Raw genomic sequence first — 25,403 nt, 5'->3', positions numbered from 1 at the left:
TATTTGAAAAAACTATGCTCAATATTCATAATTTATCCATATCATTTCAAGGCGAATATCTTTTCGAGGATATCACCTTTAAACTAAGTCCTGGTGATCGTATTGGATTGATTGGAAAAAATGGAGCAGGTAAATCAACGTTGCTCAAAATCTTATCGAAAGAGTTAGAACCCGATTCAGGTCAAATAGCTGCAGATAAAAATTTGAGCTTTGGATTTTTAAAGCAAGATATTGATTTTGTCTACGGAAGAACCGTACTTGAAGAGTCTTATGAAGCTTTTGAAGAAATCAAATCGCTCGAAGCCAAAATGGAATTTGTAAATACGCAACTGGCTGAACGTACCGATTACGAAAGTGAAAGTTATAACCAATTGATGATCGACCTCAATGATATTCAACATCAATACGAAATTATTGGCGGTTATAATTATCAAGGCGAAACCGAAAAAATACTGCAAGGTCTTGGGTTTAAACGTGATGATTTTACAAAATTAACCGACACCTTTTCTGGAGGCTGGCGCATGCGAATCGAATTGGCAAAATTACTTTTGCAAAACAATGATATCTTACTCTTAGATGAGCCAACCAACCATCTTGATATCGAATCGATCATCTGGTTAGAAAGCTTCCTGAATAACTATTCTGGAGCTGTTGTTATTGTTTCGCATGATAAAATGTTTTTAGATAATGTGACCAATCGCACCATAGAAATTTCCCTCGGAAGAATTTACGATTACCCGAAGCCTTATTCTAAGTTTTTAGTATTAAGAAACGAAATTAAAGCACAGCAGTTAGCCTCGCAAAAAAATCAACAAAAGCAAATTGAGCAAACCGAAAAGTTGATTGAAAAGTTTAGAGCAAAGGCTAGTAAAGCTACCATGGCGCAATCACTTATCAAAAAACTCGATAGAATGGATCGTATCGAAGTTGACGAAGACGATAACAGTGTGATGACTTTAAATTTTCCCATATCAGTCACGCCTGGAAAAGTTGTGGTCGAAGCGCATAATATTTCTAAACGTTATGACAACAATCAGGTTTTATCTGATATCGATTTGATGATTGAACGTGATAGTAAAACGGCTTTTGTTGGGCAAAACGGACAAGGAAAATCGACCTTAGCCAAAATTATCGTAGGAGAGATCAAATACCAGGGCGATCTTAAATTAGGCCATAATGTACAAATAGGATATTTTGCTCAAAATCAAGCCGAATATCTCGATGGAAGTAAAACCGTTCTGGATACGATGATTGATTCAGCAAACGAAAGCAACCGAAGCAAGGTTAGAGATATTTTAGGTTCGTTTTTATTTAGAGGTGACGAGGTCGAAAAGTATGTGCGAGTCCTTTCGGGAGGTGAACGCAACCGATTAGCTTTAGCAAAGTTGATGTTGCAGCCGCTTAATGTTTTAGTCATGGATGAGCCAACCAATCACTTAGACATTAAATCTAAAAATGTACTTAAAGAAGCATTAAAAAAGTTTGAAGGTACCCTTATTTTAGTTTCCCACGATCGGGATTTTTTACAGGATTTAGCTAATGTTGTTTACGAATTTAAAGACCAGAAAATAAAAGCCTATTTAGGCGATATCGATTTCTATTTAGAACAAAGAAATGTTGAAAATTTGCGAGAGGTAGAAAAGCGAACTGTCGTTAAGGAAAGTCCGAAAGAAAGCAATAAACAATCTTACGAAGATCAAAAAAAGCTAAAATCTCTCAATAATAAATTAAGTAATATCGAGTCTAAAATAAGTCAGCTAGAAAAAAATATTAAAGAAGATGATGTCGAACTTGCAACAAATTATGATGCTGTAGTTGCCGATAAAAACTTCTTTGATCGCTATAAAGAAAAAAAAGAAAAGCTCAAACAATTAATGGAAGACTGGGAAACTTTAACCATAGAACTAGACGCATTAAGCTGAAATACAGACTAGTTTTCGTTTTTTAAGGAATAATTAACAATTCTGAACTAAACTTACCGATACTTTTGTGGTCTAAGTTAACCTAACCAGATCAAATCGATGCGAAATATTATCCTTTCTATTTTAGGCGTCTTACTTATTGTAGGTGCCTTCTTTTTTGCTAAACACCTTGTAGACACCAAAACCAAACCAAAACCAGTACCTGAGAAGGTTATAAAAACAGTATTCGTCGATACGGTTAAAAACACGACAGTTCCAATCGTTATTCCTGCAAATGGAAGTTTAGTTGCCAAACGAAGAGTCGAACTGTATTCTGAAGTTCAAGGGATATTTAAATCGGGAAGCACCTTGTTTAAACCTGGTCAGGAGTATCGTGAAGGTCAAACGCTTATTCGCATTGATGCTTCAGAATATTACGCCAGTGTACAATCTGCAAAAAGTAACCTCTATAATTCTATCGCTGCGATAATGCCCGATTTAAAATTAGATTTTCCAGAGGTGTTTCAAAAATGGCAATCCTATCTAAATGGTTTCGATTTAAACAAAACAACACCCAAATTACCTGAAATGACTTCAGAAAAAGAAAATTATTTCATTACAGGTCGCGGAATTGTTTCTAGTTATTATACGGTTAAAAATCTTGAACAACGTTTGGTAAAATATAATATCAGAGCGCCTTTTTCTGGGATACTTACCGAAGCATTAGCTACAGAAGGTTCGCTAATTAGAAGCGGACAAAAATTAGGCGAATTTATAGATCCTACGGTTTACGAAATGGAAGTTGCTCTTAGTAAAGAGTATGCCAATCTGTTAAAAGTAGGTGAATCTGTGGTTTTAAACGATTTAGAAGATACACAAACCTACTCTGGAGTTATTTCTCGTGTAAACGGAAGTATAGATGCTACGACGCAAACCATCACAGCTTTTATTGAAGTGAAAGATGAGCATCTTAAAGAAGGCATGTATTTAGAAGCTAATTTAAACGCTAAAAATGAACCGGATGCCATTGAAATTGATAGAAACCTCATGCTTGAAAGCAAACAGGTTTATGTTGTAAAAGATAGTGTCTTAGATGTTATTGATGTTAATCCAGTCTATTTCTCTGAAACAAAAGTGGTTTTAAAAAATGTGCCAGATGGTGCTATCATATTGGCAAAACCAGTACCAGGCGCTTATGCTGGAATGTTGGTAAAACCCTTTGAAGAAGCGACCAAAGAGGACAATAATTCAGCAGCTGAAGCAAATTCTAAAAAAGCGCAGTAGATAATGAGGAAATTAATAGCTTATTTTATTAGATATCATGTTGCGGTAAATGTATTTATCATAGCATTTTTCATTTTTGGTATTTTAGGATATCAGTCGCTTAAGTCTTCGTTTTTTCCGCTTGTAGATTCTAAAATAATCACCATTAGTATCACCTATCCTGGAGCCTCTCCTCAAGAAATTGAAGAAGGTATTGTTTTACAAATTGAAGATAATCTCAAAGGACTAAAAGGAATAGATCGTGTCACCTCAACCTCTAGAGAGAATAGTGGTACCATTACCGTCGAAATTGAAAAAGGAGAGAATATCGATTTTATGCTTCTGGAAGTTAAGAATGCTGTAGATCGTGTGCCTTCCTTTCCAACAGGTATGGAGCCTTTGGTTGTAGCCAAACAGGAAGCGGTTCGTGAAACCATTTCTTTTGCTTTAAGTGGTAAAAATGTACCCTTGGCGACTTTAAAACAAATTGGACGCCAAGTAGAAAACGATTTGCGTGCTATTGATGGGATTTCTCAAGTTGAAGTGACTGGTTATCCTGCTGAAGAAATTGAAATTGCCGTTAACGAAACGAGTTTATTAGCTTATAACCTAACCTTTAGCGATGTTGCTGCTGCTGTTAGCGCTTCAAACATTTTGGTCACTGGTGGAAATATTAAAACAGATGCTGAAGAATATTTAATTCGTGCAAACAATCGTTCGTATTATGGAGATGAACTGTCAAATTTAATTATTCGTGCCAGCTCTGACGGAAAAACCATCCGACTTAAAGATGTTGCTGTTGTAAGAGATCGTTTTTCTGAAACACCTAACGTTACTTATTTTAATCAGGATTTGTCTGTAAATATTTCGGTGACAAGTACCAATAATGAAGACTTAATTTCTTCCGCAGAAAAGGTTAAAACCTATATCGAAACTTATAACCAGAAGCATGAAAATATAAAGCTGGATGTGGTTAGAGATTTATCAATAACATTAAATCAAAGAACCCAGCTTTTAACCGAAAATGCTATCGTTGGAATGATACTCGTTTTGTTGTTCTTGTCTTTGTTTTTAAATACAAGACTGGCTTTTTGGGTGGCCTTTGGGTTGCCAATTTCATTTCTTGGAATGTTCATATTCGCAGGTCAGTTTGATGTCACTATAAACGTATTATCACTGTTTGGAATGATTATCGTCATTGGGATTCTCGTTGATGATGGGATTGTTATTGCCGAAAATATTTATCAGCATTACGAAAAAGGGAAATCACCAATTGATGCCGCAATTGATGGCACCATGGAAGTTATTCCTCCTGTAGTGTCTGCTATTGTTACGACCTTACTTGCGTTTTCATTGTTTCTGTTTTTAGATAGCAGAATTGGTGAATTTTTTGGTGAAGTATCGGTCATTGTTATTCTTACTTTGGTAGTTTCTCTGGTTGAAGCTTTAATTATTCTTCCTGCGCATTTAGCGCATTCTAAGGCTTTAAGAGCCCAAGAGCCCGATGATAATCCGTCAAAAAAGAAGCAGTTTTTTGCTAAAATGAGAGGGATTAATGCCTTTGGTGACCGAATTATGAGTTTTTTAAGGGATAAGTTTTACGCGCCTGTTTTAGACTTCGTTCTTAAGTTTAAAGTCTTGTCGTTAGGGATTTTTGTGGCCTTATTAATAGTAACATTTGGGTCTATTGGTGGTGGCGTGATTGGTGTAACTATATTTCCGTCTATTGCTAGTGATCGTGTGACTATCGAACTGGATATGCCCAACGGAACAAATGAAAAAATCACCGATTCTATTATTTCTATGATAGAAGAAAAATCATTTATACTCAATCAAGAATTTACTGAAAAATATTTAAAAGACACCGATAAAGAACTTTTTGAGAATACCATTCTGAGTTTAAGCAGTAGCTCTAGTGCAAGATTGGTCATCAATATGTTGCCTGGAGAAGAACGACCAGATGAGATTAAATCATCAATGGTAGCGAATAGATTAAGAGAATTAGTTGGGCCAATTGTTGGAACCGAACGTTTGATTTATGGCTCTGGAGGAAATTTTGGAGGAAGCCCGGTTTCAGTAGCCTTATTAGGAAATAATATTGACGAATTAAAAGCTGCAAAACTTGAACTTAAAAAAGTATTGTCTGAAAACACCTTGCTAAAAGATGTTGAAGACAATGATCCTGCTGGAATCAAAGAGATCAGATTACAACTCAAAGAAAGTGCTTATCTCTTAGGCTTAGATTTAAGAACTGTCATGACACAGGTACGTTCTGGGTTTTTTGGTGTACAGGCACAGCGTTTTCAAAGAGGTCAAGATGAAATTCGAGTCTGGGTGCGTTACGATCGTAACAATAGAGCATCCATAAATGATTTGGACGATATGCGAATAGTGACACCTACAGGAGAGCGCGTCACATTAAAAGACATTGCGGTCTATACCATCGAAAGAGGGGATGTTGCTATTAACCATTTAGAAGGGCAAAGGGAAATTCGAATATCTGCAGATTTAAAGGATCCAAGTTCGAGTGCTACCGATATTTTAGACGATATTAGAACCAATACTATTCCCGATTTACAATCTAAATATCCAACAATATCTGCGTCTTTTGAAGGTCAAAACAGAGAAGCTACAAAATTATCAGATTCGTTGGCTAAAGCGGGAATTCCAATTTTAATACTCATTTACATTACGATTGCTTTTACATTCCGTAGTTATAGTCAGCCGCTTTTATTAATACTCTTGGTGCCATTTAGCTTGACAGCTGTAGCTTGGGGACATTGGCTGCTGGACTTTTCAGTAAATGTATTATCACTCTTAGGAATTATTGCACTTATCGGGATCATGGTTAACGATGGTTTGGTACTTATTGGTAAGTTTAATACCAACCTGAGAGAAGGAATGAAGTTTGATTTAGCAATTTCTGAAGCTGGAAAATCACGTTTTAGAGCCATTTTCTTAACATCATTAACCACCATTGCAGGTTTAGCGCCTTTACTTTTAGAGAAGAGTCGACAAGCACAGTTTTTAAAACCTATGGCTATTTCTATTTCTTTCGGAATTGGCTATGCTACGATATTAACCTTATTAGTTTTACCATTATTTTTATCATTCAGTAACGATATCAAGAAAAATGTAAAATGGCTATGGACTAACAAAGAGGTCACCAAAGAAGAGGTAGAACGTGCCATTAAAGAACAAAACGAATCCAAGCATTATAAACAAAACGAAAACCCAATAGTGGCATCTACTAAAGCGGAAAAAGGATAAGAAACACATGAGAAAAGCGAAACAGATGAATCTTAAATTATACATCACTTGCAGTTTAATGGTCTTCGGAATCTATGCTAACGCACAGCAAGTGCTGTCTGCTGAAGAAGCTGTTGAGCTGGCATTAGATCATAACTTCGGAATCAAAATTGCTAATAACGCTATTGAAGTTGCCGAAAATAATGCCGGGATTTTGAATTCGGGATATTTGCCAACACTTAATGGAAACGCTGGTGCTACGTATAATGTTGATAACACTGAAGCCGAATTTTCTAACGGTGAAACGACCGTATTAAATGGTGCCGAAAGTAGCAGGTATAATGCCACAGTGAATTTAAACTATGTGCTTTTTGATGGATTAGGACGTAAGTATAATTACAAGCGTTTGAAAGAAGAATACCAATTAACAGCTTTAGATGCTCGTGAAACCATAGAAACTACAATTGTTCAGTTGTTTTCTATTTATTATACAGTCGCTCAACTTTCAGAAAATACCGATGCTTTAGAAGAAACGATGGTCATTTCTAAAGATCGTTTAACACGTGCCGGATATCAGTTTGATTATGGTCAGAACACAAAACTAGAAGTCTTAAATGCCGAGGTCGACATTAATAATGATAGCATCAATCTGATTAATATCAAACAGCAATTAAAAAATACGAAACGCGACTTAAATGTGGTTATGGGTAACCAAATGTCTGATGATTTTGATGTCAACACTGAGGTGCGTTTTTTACTTCAGTTAGATAAAGCCGATTTACTAGAAAAGACAAAAGCCAACAATGTTTCATTGCTTCAAGCCGAAAAGAACATAGCTATAAGTCAGTTTGGAATCAAAGAAAATAAAGCAGCGCAATTTTTACCTCAAATTAGTCTTATTGGTTCTTACGGCTGGAATAAAAATAATAATAATGCAGCGTCGTTTGTAGCCGTTTCTACCAATACAGGTTTGTCGGGAGGTCTCAATTTAACTTGGGATTTATTTGATGGCGGAGCGACCTTAACCCGAATTCGAAATGCTAAAATCGATTTGGAAAACCAGAAACTTCAAAAGGACTTATTGGTTATTGAGATCGAACGAGATTTTAATAATGCCTGGGATGATTTTCAAAATAAATTGATTATTTATCAGGTTCAGGAGGATAATATTAAAACGGCGAAAAACAACTTTGATCGTACACAAGAAAAGTTTAAAATTGGTCAGGTAACTTCTATCGAATTCAGACAAGCACAGCTTAACTTATTAAATGCTGAATTAAGTCGAAATCAAGCCAAATACGATGCTAAGCTTGCCGAAATAAATGTGCTTCAGCTAAGTGGCGAATTGTTAAATGTTGAGTTGTAATTAAGTCATTTTCAGGTGATGATAGAACACTTTTTCCAATGTCCGTATTGCTGGGAATCTATCTCAATGTTAGTCGATACATCGCAATCGTATCAAAAATATATTGAAGATTGCGAAGTGTGTTGCCATCCGATTCAGGTTGAAATTTCTTCAGAAAACCAAGAAATCACAAGTTTTTTAGCTCAAAGCATAGAACAGTAGTCTTTTTGTAAATACCTAAAAATCAGTATTTTAATAAATTATTCGATGAACGGTTATGCATTTCATCGAAAAAAATTGTCACATCACCGATATTCTAGTACATTAGTATCAGAAATTGTTGCCCAAAACAAATCTAGTATTATGAAAACCGCTAAACTTACAGTATTGTTATGCTTCGTTACCTTATTGTCCTTCGGTAGCGTTTCAACAAAAGAAAAACAAGCTTTAAAAGATCTTTACAATGCAACAAATGGTGCACTTTGGAGAACCACCTGGGATTTAGATGCGCCAGTACAAAACTGGTATGGTGTTGTTGTAAAAGATGATAAAGTCATTGAACTTAATTTAGAATTCAATAACCTAAGAGGACAACTTCCAGAATCTATTGGTGATTTGGTATATTTAAAGCACCTCAATTTATTCAGAAATAAAATCACAGGAGGGATTCCGTCAACCGTTAAAAATTTAAAGTCTTTAGTAACTTTAAATGTGGCTTTCAATATGTTGAATACGCCATTACCTAATGAGATTGGCGACTTAGAGTCTTTACAATATTTAAAATTGTTTATGAATACGATTCAGGGAGAGATTCCTTCGAGTATCGGACAATTAACTAACTTAAATACTTTAGAGTTATACAATAATCAATTAACGGGCGAATTGCCATCAACGATTGGTAACCTCGTAAATTTACGTGAAATGTTATTGAGTAGTAATAAGTTTTCTGGAAAATTACCAGCAACTATTGCCAATGCAAAAGACTTAAAAGTGATTAGTGTTTTTGACAATAATTTCTTCGGAACTTTGCCTAACTCTATTTGTAGTTTAACACAATTAGAAGAGTTGGTCTTATCAGATAATGCATTCTACGGAACATTACCTAACGGAATGGCAAGTCTTACAAATTTAAAAGTATTACTTATCGGAAACAATGACTTTAAAGGCGAGTTGGTACAATTAAAGGAGCAGCTTCCAAGTTTAAAGCAATTCGATTTTGTAAACATGAACAATCAAGGCACTATAGTTACCCTTGATACTGAAGATGATGATTAATTAGCACATATATAGTTTTAAATTAGTGAATAGCTCTCAACATTTTTTATATGTTGAGAGTTATTTTTTTAATATTATCATTGTAGAAATAAAAAAGCATTGTATATTTGCAGTCCTAAAATGATTGAGTTGGTATTATGAGCCGAAAGTTAAAAGCTAAGCCAATTATTTAGAATTAAATCGCGGGATAGAGCAGTAGGTAGCTCGTCGGGCTCATAACCCGAAGGTCACTGGTTCGAGTCCAGTTCCCGCTACTACAAGCCAAATACGAAAGTGTTTGGCTTTTTTTTATGAATAAGATTTTAGAACGTTTACTTTTAAAATTTGGTTTAAAAGTTTTCTACAAGTCCAACAAGTTTGCGGGAGCATTTAGTTCCTAATAAATCAATGATAGTTAAAAAATCAAACTAAAAACAGAACCTTCACCTTCAATACTTTTTACCATAATTTTGCCTTTATGAAGCAGCATAATTTGTTTGCAAAGGCTCAAGCCAATACCACTTCCTGTAGTTTTGCTTGTAAAGAAAGGCACAAATATGTTCTCTAAAATGTCTTGTGGGATTCCAGAGCCATTATCAATTACTTTAATCATAATATCTCTATTTGGTTTTTGAGAAGCCAAAACCTTAATCTTAGAACCGGCCCCATTTTTACAAGCATCAATAGCATTTAATATCAAATTAATTAAGACTTGTTCAATAAGATGTGTGTCTATGTCAAGTACTAATTTGGGCGGTAAAATGTCAAATTCAATAGCAATATTTTTAGCTTTTACGGAGGGCTCCATAAGTAACCGTATGTTTTCAAATAAATCGGAAACTTTCGTTCGTTGCAAATGAAGTTGCGTTACTTTGCTTAAGCTTCTGTACGTTTTGGCAAATTTTAAAAGTCCTTCACTACGATTTTTGATGGTTTTAATTCCTGAATTAAGATCTTCTAATTCTAAATTGTCATTTTTTGGTTGTTCTAAAGCTAGTTGTATATTTCGCTGAAGTGTGTCTGCTAACGAAGAAATAGGCGCAATAGAATTCATAATCTCATGCGTCATCACACTGAGTAATTTTTTCCAAGATTCTGACTCGTTTTTATTCAACGTATCTTCAATGTTTTGAATCACAATAAGCTTAAAAGCATCTTCTTCTACCTGAAAAACGGTATCAGAAATCAAGATTTTAATATGTTCATTCTGAAGCGCTATCGAAATAGAATTTGGTTCTCTGTGGTAGGTTTCAAAAACCGTTGTAAAGAGTTCTGGTTTTCTATTTTCAATAAATCGAATATTCTTAAAAGAAGGGACATCTAGAGTTTCAGCAAAAGAGTCATTACTCCAGAGCACATCGCCAGTTTCCAGATTATAGGCGATAATACCAATGTCTACCATTTCTAAAATCTTCTGAAGGTAAACATATTGAGCCTGGTTTTGTGAGTTAATTTCTTTTATCGTTCGGTTAATTTCATTAAATCCTGTATATAAAAACCGAATGTCTTTAGGACCTCTGTCTTCGGGAAACCATCTTGAAAAATCCCGGTATTTTACAGCTTCAAAAAAATCGTCCATAGCCTGAAAGCGACGTTTTACAAAAGTGTAGGTGTTTTGAATAAGATATAGCAAGACAATCCCAGCAAGAATGGCATAAGTTGACTGGTCTTTGTACAAAAAATACACCAGACCTAAAATGCTTCCAACGAGAAGTAGCACTCTAAAAAAGAGTTTGAGAATGTAACTTTTATAGTTCATATTTCTCCAATCGTCTGTATAGCGCAGCTCTTGTTATGCCTAGTTCTTTTGCCGATTTAGAAACATTTCCTTTGTGTTTTTCTAAAACGGTTAGAATGGCATTTTTTTCAACATCATCTAAATTTAAACTGCTAGTTTCTACACCTGTTTTGGTTCTTGATCGTTCGATGGATGAAAACACCAAATCATCAGGTTTTAAAACACTGCCATCGGTCATAATGACGGCACGTTCTAGCACATATTGAAGTTCTCTAACGTTCCCAGGGAAATCGTGCTTTTTTAATTTTGAAATAAATCCAGAGTCAAAAGTAAACGGACTTTTATTATACTTTTCGGCATATAACGATACGAAGTGTTTCGATAATTCTGTGATATCTGTTCCGCGATCTCTCAATGGCGGAACAATAATATCTACGGTATTAATTCTGTATATTAAATCTTTTCTGAATTTTTTTTCGTCAGCCAGTACTTTAGGATCAATATTAGTAGCACAAATTAATCTAATATCTATAGGAATTGATTCGTTAGAACCTAATGGTGTCACTTGTCGGTTTTGTAATACCGTAAGTAACCTCACTTGTTGCCCTAAACTTATATTGCCAATTTCATCCAGAAAAAGGGTGCCACCATTGGCTGCTTCAAAACGTCCTTTTCGGTCTTCTCGAGCATCTGTAAAAGCTCCTTTTTTATAGCCAAATAATTCACTTTCAAACAGCGAAGAGGTTAATGCACCTACATCTACTTTTATAAATGGTTTGTTTTTTCTGTTGGAAAGATTATGAAGCGCTCTCGCAAATAAGTCTTTACCAGTTCCGTTTTCGCCAAGTATTAAAACATTCGCATCAGTTGGCGCCACTTTTTTAAGTTTTACAAAAACATCATTCATAACATCACTGGCACCTATAATTTCAATACTGCTGGAGTTGAGTTGTGAGGCGCTAGGAGCATTTGCAGACTTTTGACCCAATATTGTTGTAATGGTGGAAATGATTTTTTCATTCTTCCAGGGCTTCACTAGAAAATCGGAAGCGCCTTCTTTTAGGCCTCTTATCGCTAGATCAATATCTGCATAAGCCGTCATTAATATAACAGCTGTTTCTGGTTTTTGTTTCCGGATGTTATTCAGCCAAAAGATACCTTCATTACCCGTGTTAACGAGTCCGTTGAAGTTCATATCCAAGATAATAATATCAAAAGACGAACCTTCAATTTGAGCACTGATATTGCTTGGGTTTTTTTCAGTGACGACGTCTTTTACTAAGGGTTTCAGTAAAAGGCGTAGCGCAGTTAAAACATCTGCGTCATCATCTATAACTAATATTCGAGCTTCTTTTAATACCATCCATACAATATTACAATTTTATATTCAGCTTAAAAAAATTAGAAAAGCAAAAATAATAGCCGACTTAAAAGTGTGCATTATCGAACATAAAGTGTATCAAAAACGGACACTTTTAATTTTAGTAAAATTTATAAAATACTGTAAAACAAGTAATTGTAGGTTTGGCATCATCTTCACTATAATTAAGTTGTAATTAATGAAATAACAATGGACGTACCAATTCAAAAGAAAAAAATTTCAACACAAAAGCTATTAATCGGATTAGGAATTCTGGCTATTGTGGCATTTATTATTTATGTGATTATGCAAACGTCTGGCGGTTCAAAATTGAATGTCAACAAAGAACGAATTTCTATCAATACGGTTAGTAAAAACGTATTTCAGGAGAATATCCCAGTAAACGGAATAGTTTTACCCATTACAACCATTTACTTAGACGCTTTAGAAGGTGGTCGTGTTGAAGAAAAGTTTGTTGAAGATGGCGCTATTCTGAAAAAAGGAGAGCCTATTTTAAGATTATCTAATACCGATTTGGAGTTGAGTCTTATCAATCAGGAAACATCAGTCTATAATTTATTAACTCAGATGCAAATCTCCCAAAATGCAGCACGTCAGAATACCATTAACAGGCAAAATCAATTTACCGATGTCGAAAATAGTTTGATTGAAGCCAAACGTGTTTACGATTTAAATAAGCGTTTGTACGAAAAAGGAGCTGTGGGAAGAATGGACTACGAATCGTCTAAAAATAATTACGATTATCAAAAAGAACGTATGAAACTTGCAAAACAGGTATTGTCTGAAGATTCTATATCCACAAAACTTGAAGTTAATCAAGCACAAAGTTCTTATTCGAGAACGCAAAGTGCCTTAGAACTCATGAGAAAAAAGGTTGGCGACCTGGTTGTAAAAGCACCAATAGATGGTCAGCTCACGTCTTTAGATGCTGAAATCGGACAATCAATTACCAAAGGAACCAGATTGGGACAAGTAGATGTATTGAGTGGTTATAAGGTTAGAGTCGATATTGATGAGCATTATATCTCTAGAATTTATACCGGACAAATTGGTACGGCAACACTCAATAATGAAACCTATACTTTGATAATTAAAAAAGTATTTACCCAAGTGAACAATGGTCGTTTTCAGGTGGATATGCAGTTTGAAGGTGAAGTGCCAGAAGGGATTAGACGCGGTCAAAACCTCCAAATTAGAGTGGCATTAAGTGCCGAAAAAGAAGCGCTGTTAGTTGCTAAAGGCGGGTTTTTTCAAAAAACAGGTGGAAACTGGATTTTTAAAGTCAGCGACGATGGCAATAGTGCTTATAAAGTTAATATCAGATTAGGAAGTCAAAACACAGAATATTACGAAGTTTTAGAAGGGTTAAATCCAGGTGATAAAGTAGTGACTTCGAGTTACGATTCTTATGGGGAGACCGAAGAACTCATTTTGAAATAAAATCAATCAATAAAAAATAAAATAGTAAAACAATGATACAAATTACCGACTTAGAGAAATTTTACAGAACAGAAGAGGTTCAAACGATTGCTTTAAACAAGTTGTCTTTTGATGTCAAAAAAGGCGAATTTGTAGCTATCATGGGACCATCCGGTTGTGGTAAGTCTACCTTGTTAAACATTCTGGGATTATTAGATGACCCAGATGGAGGAAGCTTTGTGTTTAATGGCGAAGAGGTTTCAGGATATAACGAACGCAAACGTTCAGAATTACGTAAACACAACATTGGTTTTGTGTTTCAGAGCTTCAATCTTATCGACGAATTAACCGTTTTTGAAAATGTAGAATTGCCATTAATTTATACAGGGGTCAAACCAGCCGAACGTAAAAAGCAAGTCGAAGCTGTCCTGGAAAAAATGCAAATTATGCATAGAAGAAATCATTTTCCGCAACAATTATCTGGCGGTCAACAACAACGTGTGGCGGTAGCACGAGCTGTTGTGAATAATCCGAAATTAATTCTGGCCGATGAGCCTACAGGAAACTTAGACAGCACCAATGGCAATGAAGTTATGGACTTACTCATCGATTTAAATGAAGCTGGGACAACCATTATCATGGTAACTCACAGTGAGCACGACGCAAAATATAGTCATCGAATTATCAGGATGTTAGACGGACAAAAAGTAACAGAAAATATTCTGGCTTAAAATAACAATCAATCAATAACCAATCAATCAGGCTTGTATCACTTCAGTATAAAACCAACTAACCAATCACTTATACTGAAGTGTTTAAGCCAAACCAATCAAAAAACGAACAGTAATCTTTAGAAATTATGTTTAAAAATTATTTCAAAATAGCCTTTAGAAACCTGATTAAAAACAAGGTCTATTCCTTAATAAATATTTCAGGATTGGCTATAGGTATGGCAGCAACGATGTTAATTGGCTTATGGGTTGCAGATGAACTAAGTTATAACAGTCACTTTAAAAAAAGTGCCACTATAGCGCAGGTTTATCAGCATCAGTCGAGTAATGGTGATGTTTTTACAGGACCAGCAATACCAAGGCCTTTAGAGTTTGCATTACGTCAAGACCACAATGATAATTTTAAACATATTATTATGGCTTCTTGGGAGCAACCTAGATATCTCAAATTTGGAGAAACTAATATTTACCGAACAGGAAATGCCCTACAAGAAGGCGCGATAGACATGTTAGATATTGACATTCTAACTGGAGTTAAAGAAGGCTTAAAAGAGGTCAACTCAATTATGTTATCTGAATCTTCTGCAAAAACACTGTTTGGATCTGATACTGCGGTTGGAAAAATCATTAAGGTAAATAATGAAGATGATTTGATAGTTACTGCAGTTTATAAAGATATTCCAGAGAATAATAGCTTTAGTGACATGGAATACATCATCCCTTGGAAATATTATGTGACCACACAAGAATGGCTGGAAAACGCAAGAACTTCCTGGGGAAATAACTCATTTCAAATGTTTGTTCAAATTAATGATAATACAAGCATGGACACAGTTACCTCAAAAATTATTGATGTCAAAGAAAAAGCAAGTCCAGAATTAGCTGAGTTTAATCCTGAAATTTTCTTGTTTCCAATGAAAGATTGGTATTTGAGAAGTGACTTTGAAAATGGAAAGCAATCTGGCGGTCGCATAGAAAATGTATGGTTGTTTGGAGTCATTGGTATATTTATTTTATTACTGGCTTGTATCAATTTTGTGAATTTAAGTACAGCGCGTTCCGAAAAAAGAGCAACCGAAGTAGGTATTAGAAAATCTATTGGTTCGCAGCGTGGGCAACTTATTTTTCAGTTTTTAAGTGAATCGTTTTTAATTGTGGTGCTGTCATACGTGTTTGCATTGGGTATTGTATTACTGTTTTTAGACGGCTTTAATAATTTAGCAAGTAAATCAATTGACTTTCCTTGGGGAAATCCGCTGTTTTGGCTAGCCTCTTTAATTTTTATAATCATAACCGCATTTTTAGCTGGGAGCTATCCTGCTTTGTATTTATCTTCTTTTAGTCCGGTTGCTGTTCTAAAAGGCACCTTTAAAGCAGGTCGTTATTCGTCTTTACCACGAAAAATATTGGTTGTACTTCAGTTTACGGTATCTATTGCTTTAATTATTGGAACATTGGTTGTTATGAACCAAATTCAGTTTAGTAAAGACAGACCTGTAGGTTATAAAAAGGAAGGCTTAATTCAAATTCCTGTGATGAGTAGTGAGTTTCTTGGGAAAGCCGATCTTATGCGAAGCCAGTTTATAGCCTCTAATGGCGCTATGGAAATGGCCACCACAAGTAGTCCAACAACCGCTGTTTGGTCTAATAGATCGGGTTTTACTTGGGACGGAAAACCAGTTGGGTTTCAGGAAGATTTAGCCTATACAGAAGTATCCTACGAATTTGTTGAAACTCTAGGTGCGAAAATTATTGAAGGTCGAGGATTTTCAAGAGACTTTCCATCAGATTCTCTGGGTGTTATTCTGAATAAAACAGCTGTAAGCTATATGGGAATAAAAGATCCTGTAGGGAAGTATTTAAGAGATTCTGATACAGATATCGAAAATCAAAATCCGCCCTTAAAAATCATCGGTGTTATTGATGACATTATTATGCAATCGCCTTATAGCCCAGTAAAACAATCTGTTTATGTATTTGACACCAATAGCAATGGTAATTTTTATAATGTGAGACTCAATCCAGAAAAAAGCACCAGTGAAAATTTGGAAATTATTGAAGCTGTCTTTAAAAAGAATTTCCCGAATACTCCATTTGATTTTCAATTTGTAGATGAAGAATATGGACGAAAGTTTAGATCAGAAGAACGAATCGCAAGTTTAGCTAGAGTATTTACGCTTTTAGCCATCTTTATAAGCTGTCTTGGTCTTTTTGGGTTAGCATCTTTTGTTGCCGAACAACGTACTAAAGAAATTGGTGTTCGAAAAGTGCTGGGAGCTTCAATTAGTCAACTGTGGTTATTACTGTCAAAAGACTTCATCACTCTAGTAGTTATCGCCTTATTAATTGCTTCACCTTTGGCTTATTATATTATGAGTCAGTGGTTGCAAAAGTTTAGTTATCGCACCTCTATTTCTTGGGATGTATTTGCCATAGCTTGTTTTGGAGCATTACTTATTACACTTATAACGGTAAGTTTTCAGGCAATTAAAGCAGCAACATCGAATCCTGTGAAATCACTCAGAACAGAATAGTCAATCAATCACTCAAAAAGCATCAGTTATGTTTAAAAATTATTTCAAAATAGCGGTAAGAAATCTTTTGAAGAATAAAACGTTTACAGTACTCAATGTGCTTGGTCTTACAGCCGCATTTGGTGTTGCTATTTTATTGGCAATGTTTGCCGTTTATCAGTTGTCTTTTGATCGTTTTCATGATCATGGAGATTATATTTATCAAGTGTATTCTGAAGATAGCTCTCCAAACGGTATTGAAGCTAATAATTCAAAATCAGAGCCTTTTGCTGCAGCCCTAAAAGAAGAAACAACAGGTGTAGAGAAAATCACACGTTATAACGGTTCAGGAGTGTTGTTAAATCATCAGGACAAACAGCTGCATATGAGTGGTGTTTATGTGGATCCCGATTTTTTCGACATGTTTAGTTTTTCTATAATTGAAGGCGATAAACAAAATCCAATAACTTCAGAATCTTCGGTTGCTTTGACTAAACTTGCAGCCAAACGTATATTTGGTGATGAAAATGCCATCGGACAAACAGTTTCAATTCTAAGAGACGAAAAGATGGTGCCGTTTAAGGTGTCTGCAATCATTGAAGATTTTCCTGATACAAGTTCATTGGGGTTTGATGTAGTCTTAAATTTTAAAAGTCAAGGTTATCATGCTTATGAGAGAACTATTGGGCGTTGGGATGTGGAAAATCATGAGGTATATGTGCAACTAGCTGAAGGCATAAATCCTACTCAGTTTGAAAAAAGCACAAAAGATTTTACACAATTACATTATAAAAACGAAATTGACAACGCTAAACGCGATGGTCTTCAACCTAATAATGATGGTGATTACAGACAAATAAAATTATTGCCACTGGCAGATATTAGGTTTGCAAATTTTAACCAAGGTCCAGTAATTGTTAGCCGCACAATGCCTTATCTGGTTTTGAGTATAGCCATTTTAATTTTATTTATTGCCTGTGTGAATTTTGTTAATATGAGCATTGCAAAAAGTGACCAGAGACTACGTGAAATAGGCATGCGAAAAACACTTGGAGCTAATAACAAGCAATTGTTTTTTCAGTTTTGGGGAGAAAGTATTTTAGTATTTGTATTATCAACAGGCCTCGGGATTTTAGTAGCCAAGTTGTTGTTGCCTTCTTTTCAAACGCTGTTTAATACCAGAGCTTCACTATCCACATTATTAGAACCTTCCTGGTTATTAGTATTGGTTGTTAGTTTTCTTGGAGTCACTTTGGTCGCTGGAGGTTATCCTGCTATATTGATGAGTCGCCTCGGAACCTTACAAAGTTTAAAAGGAAAACTAGAAATCAACGGAAAGAATCACCTACGAAATAGTTTAATGGTATTACAATTTGGTATCGCCATTTTACTCATTGGTGGCACCCTTGTGCTTTGGGATCAAGTTGAATTTATGCGAACCAAAGATTTAGGATTTAATAAAGATCAGGTGATTGCTTTTCCATTAAACGGAACACGTAACGACCAACAAGCATTGCAACTGTTACGAGATGACCTTGAAGGTAATGTCAATGTTTTGAGTGTTACAGCATCTAATAATATTTTAGGACTTGGTAAAGACGGATCCCGCTCGACAAGTGTTTTAGGCTTTGAGTATAAAGGACGTGGTGTCGATACGCATATGTTGGTCGTCGATGCAGATTATATTGAAACATTAGACATAAATTTAGTCGAAGGAAGATCATTTAGAAAAAATCTCGCTAGTGATAGTTTATCCGTTATTATCAACGAATCGATGGCGAAGTTACTAAATGAAGATGATATCTTGGCTTCACAAATAGATTTGGATGATGCAGTATATACTGTTGTAGGTGTTGTGGAGGACTTCAATTTTCAAGAACTCGATCAGCATATTGCTCCAATGACCATATTTGCTCTTCCTAATTGGAACTTACGAAATGCTTACGTTAAAGTAACACCTCAAAATTTAGAACAAGCTTATAGTGCTGTAGAATCAGCATGGAAAAGCATTGAGCCCGATGCCGAATTTCAAGGCTCTTTCTTAAATGAAAATATAGATCGTACTCTGCGTAATGAACGCACCATGACTACTATGATTGGTAGTGGCTCTATTTTAGCGATTATTCTTAGTTGTATCGGTCTTTTTGCTATGTCATTATTAATTGTTGCCCAACGACGAAAAGAAATAGGTGTACGCAAAATTGTTGGAGCTAGTGTGTCGTCTATCACAGTTCTTCTCACTAAAGATTTTCTGAAATTAGTAGTCATAGCTTTTGTAGTTGCCACTCCAATTGCATGGTGGGCAATGCATCAATGGTTGCAAAATTATGCCTATCGTATAGATTTAAATATTTGGAGATTTCTTGTTGCTGGCGGTATTGCAGTACTAATTGCAATGCTCACCATTGCTGGAAAAACGATTAAAGCAGCGACATCAAATCCGGTGAAATCACTTAGAACAGAATAAATCAATCAAAAAATCATCAGTTATGTTTAAAAATTATATCAAAATTGCCTGGAGAAACATTAGGAAACACAAGGTGTTTTCAATCATCAATGTAATAGGTCTAACGATTGGTTTGAGCGCATCATTTGTTATCGGATTAATGATTTATTACGATACAACATTTGATACCTTTCACAAGGATGGCGATCGAATTTACAGAGTGGTATCCGATTTTAGCAGCCCTGAAGGGGTGTTTCATAATCCAGGAATTACATTAGCACTAGAAGATGCTATAAAGGAAAACTCAAATTTTGAAACCGTTAGTGGCTTTTATACAGAGAGACCATCTAAGGTTGAAAACAAAGCTAATGATTCAGAATTTAAATGGCCAAATTTTGTCATTTTTACCGACGCCAATTACTTTGATATATTTAAGTATAAGTTTTTGGCTGGTGATGCGAACAATGTTTTAGCAAATCCAAATAATGTCATTTTAACTGAACGCAGAGCTGCAGACTATTTTCCAAATACACCACCTTCAGATGTTATAGGAAAAGTACTGGTTTATAACGACTCCCTTAATGTTACGGTTACAGGCGTTGTTGAAAACTTTAAAGACCGAACCGATTTTGTTTTTGAAGAATTTGTGTCGCATCCAACACTTTTACAAACCCGACTAAGAGATCAGTTTCTCAATAAAAATTGGAGTAATACAAACTCTAGTTCGCAGCTTTTTGTAAAACTGACTGCTTCTGCAGATATAAATGCCGTTCAAAAACGATTTGATGAATTAGCCAAAGAGCATCAAGATGAACGCTCTAAAAAGTATGGGGAAGAAACTAAATTTACATTACAACCATTGGCAGATATTCACTTTAATGAAAAGTATGGTATCTATGATTGGAGCAAAGGACAAGCCAGTAAATCGCTATTAACAAATTTAGCTTTAGTCGCTTTATTTTTATTGCTATTAGGCTGTATTAATTTTATCAATTTAAACACTGCGCAGGCATCACAACGGGCTAAAGAAATAGGAATTCGTAAAACTTTAGGAAGTTCTAGAAAGCAACTCATAGGACAATTTATGGGAGAGACCTTTTTACTTGTCCTTATTTCCGCAATTTTATCTGTAGTGCTTACTAAATGGTTGATTCATGTGTTTTCCGATTTTGTTCCTGAAGGTCTCAATTTTGAACTTTTTAAATCGCCAGTAATTGTCGTCAGTGTTATAGTTTTATTGTTGGTGGTTACCTTTTTGTCAGGATTTTATCCAGCTTTAGTTTTATCTAAGTTTAATGCTGTTTCTGTATTGAAAAATCATTTAGCTGTTGGCGATAAAAAAGTAAAGCTTCGGAAGTTTTTAACCGTATTTCAATTTTCAATAGCACAGATTTTTATCATAGCAACCCTATTAGTAGGTAAGCAAATTAATTATTTGTTGAGTAAAGATATGGGATTTAAAACCGAAGCCATTGCATCTGTTTACAGCCCAAGAGGTGAACGTGGCGTATCTAAACAAGAAATCTTTGCAGAAGAATTACGTACACTTCCTGAAATTAAAGCAATTAGTATTGGTGGTAATGCTCCGGCTTCACGTTCTACAAATAGTACAACCATTTCATATACTGATGGTCAAAAGGAAATTAATTCAGAATTACAATTTATACATGGTGATACAAACTACGCCGAGTTATTCGAATTAGAAATTTTAGCGGGTCGAAGTATTCGAAATGATACGGTTAAAGAACTAGTTGTTAATGAAACATTTAGAAAGAAGCTCGGGTTTAAAACACCTGAAGAAGCTATAGGGAAATCAGTTTTAATGAATGATGAATATATTCCTATCGTTGGAGTGATGGCCGATTTTCATCAACGTTCTTTAAAAACTGAAATCAAACCAATGGCTTTTCGTGGCGATTGGTATCAAAGTGAATTTACCCAGTTTCAAGCCGTACATGTCGCCTTTCAAAATGAATCCCCTGAACACTTAAAAGCAACACTTTCAAAAATAGAAAAGGCCTATAAAAAGGTCTATGTTGATGGCGATGATTATAGATTAGAGTTCTTAGATGAAACCATTCAGCGTTTTTATAATCGCGAAAAGAAAGTGTCTAAACTGTTAAATTGGTCTACAGGTTTATCTATCCTTATAAGTTGTTTAGGATTATTAGGTTTGGTGATTTACACTACAAACCGACGTGTCAAAGAGATTGGTGTTCGAAAAGTATTAGGCGCTTCGCTATTGCAAATAAACACATTGCTTTGTAAAGAGTTTTTAGTCTTAGTTGCGATTGCTTTTATTATAGCGTCTCCAATAGCCTGGTATGGTATTAATAGCTGGCTGCAAGATTTTGCTTATAAAACAAGCATCAGTTTTTGGGTGTTTTTAATCAGTGGTGTTGCTATGATTTTCTTTGCTTTACTGGTGATTAGTGTTAAAACACTTCAAGCGGCAAATGCTAATCCGGTAAACTCATTAAGATCAGAATAATTTAAAATTTATGTAGAACCTATTTCAGGATCTATAAAACAATCATGGCAAACACATTATTAAAATTAAGTCAGGCAACTCGCGAGGTTCAATCTGGAAGTAAAAAAGTAGCACTCTTAGATAGCATAAATCTTACAGTTAAAGAAGGCGAGTTTATTTCTTTAATGGGACCGTCTGGATCAGGAAAGTCTACCTTACTCAATTGTATTGGGATGTTAGATAGTTTTACCGATGGTGGTTATACCTTTTTAGGTGAGCCCGTTCATAGCATGAAAGAAAAAAGCAGATCTAAACTCTATAAAGAGTACATCGGTTTTGTATTTCAGGCTTATCATCTTATTGATGAATTGACGGTTCAGGAAAATATAGAAACTCCATTGCTGTATAAAAATGTAAAGTCTTCAGAACGTAAAGCACTTGTTGGCGATATGCTGGACCGTTTTAATATCGTCGGAAAAAAAGATTTATTTCCAATACAATTGAGTGGAGGTCAACAGCAATTAGTAGGTATAGCAAGGGCATTAATAGGAAAGCCAAAACTAATATTAGCCGATGAGCCAACTGGAAATCTCAATTCGAAGCAAAGTACTGAGATTATGGATTTGTTTGCTAAACTTAACAGTGAAGGAGTCACTATCATTCAAGCCACACACTCAGAAGCTAATGCAGCTTATGGCTCGCGGATTATTAATCTACTCGACGGAAAGATTGTCGAAGACTAACATTAAAATTATGATTCAGAAACACTTGATACAATTCTTCTTTTTAGTAATCGTCTGCACGGGCTATTCACAAACAGAGTCTAAAGACAGTTATTCTTTAGATGATTGTATTACTATCGCTTTAGCTAATAATCTGGATTTTAAATCTTCAGGATTAAACGCCCATACTGAAAAAATCAACTTTCAGCAATCTAAGGCAAATCTTTTGCCAAGTATTAATGGTAATTTTAATTTAGGTGTAAACACAGGTCGAAGCATTGATCCTTTTACAAACGATTTTGTAAATCAGGAGTTCACCTTTTCAAACGCAGGACTAAATTTAGACGCGACTATTTTTAATGGTTTCAGATTGATTAATACCGCGAAGCAAAACAGGTTGAATACTTTAGCTGCCGAAATGGAAAGGGAAGCCGCACAACAAGATTTAATCCTCAATGTTACACTGGCTTACCTTCAGGTTTTAAATAGTCGTGATAATTTGCAATTGGCAAAACAACGTTTAGAAACGACCAATAAACAACTCAGCATTCAAAAAGAATTTTACGAAAATGAATCGGGAAATCCAGCAGATTACACCGATATTGTCGCACAGAAAACAATCGATGAAACCAGTATCATTGTGGCTGAAAGCGCTTTAAATAACGCAAAACTTAACCTCGTTAGACTATTAAATTTAAATGACGAATTGCATTTAGAAGCTAAAGATTTAATGCTTGATATGACACTGTACCAATGGTCTGCTGATGAAGTCTATACAGATGCGCTCGAAAATCTGGCAACCTTTAAAGCCAGAGCCTTGAGAATTGATGCGGCAAAAAAAGGAGTTCATGTTGCTAAAGCACAATTTACACCAGACATATCTATTTTCGCCGGACTTAACACTAATTATTCAAGTGCTGCCCAAACGTTTTCAGAAGCAGGATCCTCTATTGTTGAAACGGGCGATTTTGTAACGGTTGATAATCAGGATTTACCAGTTTTTACAGAGCAAACCACATTTAACTCGCAATCAATTGATTTTAGAGATCAATTAGATAATAATTTAAGTACAGTTGTAGGTTTTTCGGTAAGTGTGCCGTTGTTTAATGGATTTAGAGCGAAGTATAATGTTGCACGAGAGAAGATCAAAGTTGAAGAATCACTTCTAGAATTGGAACGCACACATTTGGATATCAAAAACACTATAAAACAAGTGCATTTTGATATGAACGCCAGTTATCTGAGGTATGAAAGTCTTCAAAAGCAAGTGGAAGCCTTTGAAGAATCCTACAGAATTAATGAAATCAGATTCAATAGTGGTGTTTCAAATTTTTTGAATTTCGTCACCAGTAAAAACAATCTCGATAATGCCAAACTCAATCTTAACAATGCCAAATACGAATACATTTTGAGGGTTAAAGTGCTGGAGTATTATCGAGGAGAATTTTAAAAGGGAAGGCACTTCTGGTCTCGATGTATTTGTCTGCTGGAAAACCATTTGAAAACTCAAGAGGTTTTTTATTTTTGTAGTATGATAGATAACTTCGAAAATGAATACTTCGGAATCGGTATCCAAAATGGAAAAACACCAGAAAACTTAGGGGCACTTTGGCGTTCTGCACAAAATCTTGGTGCAAGTTTTATTTTTACCATCGGCAATCGCTATGCAAAACAATCAAGCGATACTCACAATGCGGTCAAGTCGATGCCCTATTTTCATTATGATACATTTGATGCGTTTTATAAAAATCTTCCCAAAGGTGCCCGAGTTGTAGGTGTTGAACTAACAGATAAAGCTCAAGATTTAGAAACCTTTCACCATCCGAGACGTTGTGTGTATTTGCTGGGTGCCGAAGATCATGGCTTGTCACATAAAGCTATCGAAAAGAGTCATTTTTTGGTTAAATTTAAATCACAACTGAGCTTAAATGTAGCTGTTGCCGGAAGTATTGTGATGTATGATAGAGGAATAAACAAACCAAGGTCGTAACTTTGTGACCTATTTAATTTCAGTATCATGAGTCATAAAGCAGGTTTTGTAAATATTATTGGAAATCCTAATGTTGGGAAATCCACCTTAATGAATGCCTTTATTGGTGAGAAGTTGTCAATTATTACGTCTAAAGCGCAAACAACGAGACATCGTATTTTAGGGATTGTTAATGGTGATGAATTTCAGGTGATTTTGAGTGATACTCCTGGGATTATTAAACCCGCTTACGAATTACAAGAGTCGATGATGGATTTTGTAAAATCTGCTTTTGAAGATGCCGATGTCTTGATTTATATGGTTGAAATTGGTGAGCAAGAATTGAAAGATGAAGCCTTTTTTAAGAAAATTACCAATTCTAAAATTCCGGTATTACTGCTTTTAAATAAAATCGATAAATCTGATCAAGAACAGTTAGAATCACAAGTAGCTTTATGGTCTGGGAAAGTACCCAATGCTGAGATTTTTCCAATTTCAGCTCTGGAAGGATTTAATGTGAAAGAAGTGTTTAATCGCATTATTGAATTGCTCCCAATGTCACCTGCATTTTATCCAAAAGACCAGCTAACCGATAGGCCTGAGCGCTTTTTTGTAAACGAAACGATACGGGAAAAAATACTGATGCATTATAAAAAGGAAATTCCTTACGCAGTAGAAATTGATACCGAAGAGTTTTTCGAAGAAGAAAAAATTATTAGAATGCGATCGGTAATTATGGTTGAACGCGAGACGCAAAAAGGAATCATCATTGGCCATAAAGGAAGCGCACTCAAGCGTGTTGGTATGGAAGCTAGAAAAGATTTAGAGCAGTTTTTTGGAAAGCAAGTGCATCTCGAATTATACGTAAAAGTGAACAAAAACTGGAGAAGCAACCAACGCCAACTCAAGCGTTTTGGATATAATCAAAAGTAAGCACTTTAAACGCTTAAAAAAGAGTATCTTTGCAGCCGCTTACAGGATATGTAATGCAGATAAAATATT

17 protein-coding genes and 1 tRNA gene are annotated in these 25,403 nt (G+C 35.2%); 16 read left to right on the top strand and 2 right to left on the bottom strand.

Annotated features, from left to right (window positions below; all coding sequences use genetic code 11):
• Positions 1-14 precede the first annotated feature (14 nt).
• The 7 genes from N4270_RS14405 (at position 15) to N4270_RS14375 (ending at position 9,287) form a co-directional block, all read left to right on the top strand.
• The gene (locus N4270_RS14405) at positions 15-1,922 is read left to right on the top strand and encodes an ABC-F family ATP-binding cassette domain-containing protein (RefSeq protein ID WP_260098047.1); all 1,908 of its coding nucleotides are present in this window, start codon (positions 15-17) and stop codon (positions 1,920-1,922) included.
• A 99-nt stretch (positions 1,923-2,021) separates the two neighbouring features.
• A complete protein-coding gene (locus N4270_RS14400; protein ID WP_260098046.1) occupies positions 2,022-3,185 on the top strand; it encodes an efflux RND transporter periplasmic adaptor subunit in 1,164 nt (387 codons plus the stop codon).
• Between the two features lie 3 nt (positions 3,186-3,188).
• Positions 3,189-6,434 (top strand): efflux RND transporter permease subunit, encoded by a 3,246-nt coding sequence (locus tag N4270_RS14395; protein ID WP_260098045.1) that lies wholly within the window; start codon positions 3,189-3,191, stop codon positions 6,432-6,434.
• 7 nt (positions 6,435-6,441) lie between these two features.
• Complete coding sequence (locus N4270_RS14390; protein ID WP_260098044.1) at positions 6,442-7,779, top strand: TolC family protein; 1,338 nt, start codon at positions 6,442-6,444, stop codon at positions 7,777-7,779.
• Between the two features lie 18 nt (positions 7,780-7,797).
• Entirely contained in the window at positions 7,798-7,980 is a 183-nt protein-coding gene (locus tag N4270_RS14385; protein WP_260098043.1) for a CPXCG motif-containing cysteine-rich protein, read from the top strand.
• Positions 7,981-8,121: 141 nt separating this feature from the next.
• Complete coding sequence (locus N4270_RS14380; RefSeq protein ID WP_260098042.1) at positions 8,122-9,033, top strand: Two component regulator three Y domain protein; 912 nt, start codon at positions 8,122-8,124, stop codon at positions 9,031-9,033.
• A gap of 181 nt (positions 9,034-9,214) precedes the next feature.
• Positions 9,215-9,287 (top strand) — tRNA-Met (locus tag N4270_RS14375).
• A 140-nt stretch (positions 9,288-9,427) separates the two neighbouring features.
• Here N4270_RS14375 and N4270_RS14370 read toward each other — a convergent pair.
• Positions 9,428-10,771, bottom strand: a complete 1,344-nt coding sequence (locus N4270_RS14370) for a PAS domain-containing sensor histidine kinase (protein WP_260098041.1) — start codon at positions 10,769-10,771, stop codon at positions 9,428-9,430.
• Positions 10,761-12,113 (bottom strand): sigma-54 dependent transcriptional regulator, encoded by a 1,353-nt coding sequence (locus tag N4270_RS14365; protein WP_260098040.1) that lies wholly within the window; start codon positions 12,111-12,113, stop codon positions 10,761-10,763. Before N4270_RS14365 ends, N4270_RS14370 begins: the two co-directional genes overlap by 11 nt.
• 207 nt (positions 12,114-12,320) lie before the next feature.
• Between N4270_RS14365 and N4270_RS14360 the strand changes: the two genes are divergently transcribed.
• The 9 genes from N4270_RS14360 (at position 12,321) to era (ending at position 25,334) form a co-directional block, all read left to right on the top strand.
• On the top strand, positions 12,321-13,571 hold the full coding sequence (locus N4270_RS14360) for an efflux RND transporter periplasmic adaptor subunit (RefSeq protein ID WP_260098039.1): 1,251 nt from the start codon (positions 12,321-12,323) through the stop codon (positions 13,569-13,571).
• A 32-nt stretch (positions 13,572-13,603) separates the two neighbouring features.
• A complete protein-coding gene (locus tag N4270_RS14355; protein WP_260098038.1) occupies positions 13,604-14,281 on the top strand; it encodes an ABC transporter ATP-binding protein in 678 nt (225 codons plus the stop codon).
• Between the two features lie 128 nt (positions 14,282-14,409).
• Positions 14,410-16,815 carry an ABC transporter permease gene (locus tag N4270_RS14350; protein WP_260098037.1) on the top strand — a complete coding sequence of 802 codons (2,406 nt, stop codon included), beginning with the start codon at positions 14,410-14,412 and terminating at the stop codon, positions 16,813-16,815.
• Between the two features lie 28 nt (positions 16,816-16,843).
• Positions 16,844-19,261 carry an ABC transporter permease gene (locus N4270_RS14345; RefSeq protein WP_260098036.1) on the top strand — a complete coding sequence of 806 codons (2,418 nt, stop codon included), beginning with the start codon at positions 16,844-16,846 and terminating at the stop codon, positions 19,259-19,261.
• Between the two features lie 22 nt (positions 19,262-19,283).
• On the top strand, positions 19,284-21,731 hold the full coding sequence (locus N4270_RS14340) for an ABC transporter permease (RefSeq protein ID WP_260098035.1): 2,448 nt from the start codon (positions 19,284-19,286) through the stop codon (positions 21,729-21,731).
• Positions 21,732-21,775: 44 nt separating this feature from the next.
• Positions 21,776-22,453 carry an ABC transporter ATP-binding protein gene (locus N4270_RS14335; RefSeq protein ID WP_260098034.1) on the top strand — a complete coding sequence of 226 codons (678 nt, stop codon included), beginning with the start codon at positions 21,776-21,778 and terminating at the stop codon, positions 22,451-22,453.
• A 10-nt stretch (positions 22,454-22,463) separates the two neighbouring features.
• Positions 22,464-23,882, top strand: coding sequence for a TolC family protein (locus N4270_RS14330; RefSeq protein WP_260098033.1), 1,419 nt, complete (start codon positions 22,464-22,466; stop codon positions 23,880-23,882).
• 81 nt (positions 23,883-23,963) lie between these two features.
• A complete protein-coding gene (locus N4270_RS14325; protein ID WP_260098032.1) occupies positions 23,964-24,422 on the top strand; it encodes an RNA methyltransferase in 459 nt (152 codons plus the stop codon).
• 27 nt (positions 24,423-24,449) lie between these two features.
• Positions 24,450-25,334 carry a GTPase Era gene (gene era / locus N4270_RS14320; protein WP_260098031.1) on the top strand — a complete coding sequence of 295 codons (885 nt, stop codon included), beginning with the start codon at positions 24,450-24,452 and terminating at the stop codon, positions 25,332-25,334.
• Positions 25,335-25,403: the final 69 nt, after the last annotated feature.

It is taken from the genome of Psychroserpens sp. SPM9, assembly GCF_025153525.1.
GTDB lineage: Bacteria > Bacteroidota > Bacteroidia > Flavobacteriales > Flavobacteriaceae > Psychroserpens.
Note: the sequence above shows the minus strand (reverse complement) of the source record. Positions and strands in the feature narration are given on the sequence as shown.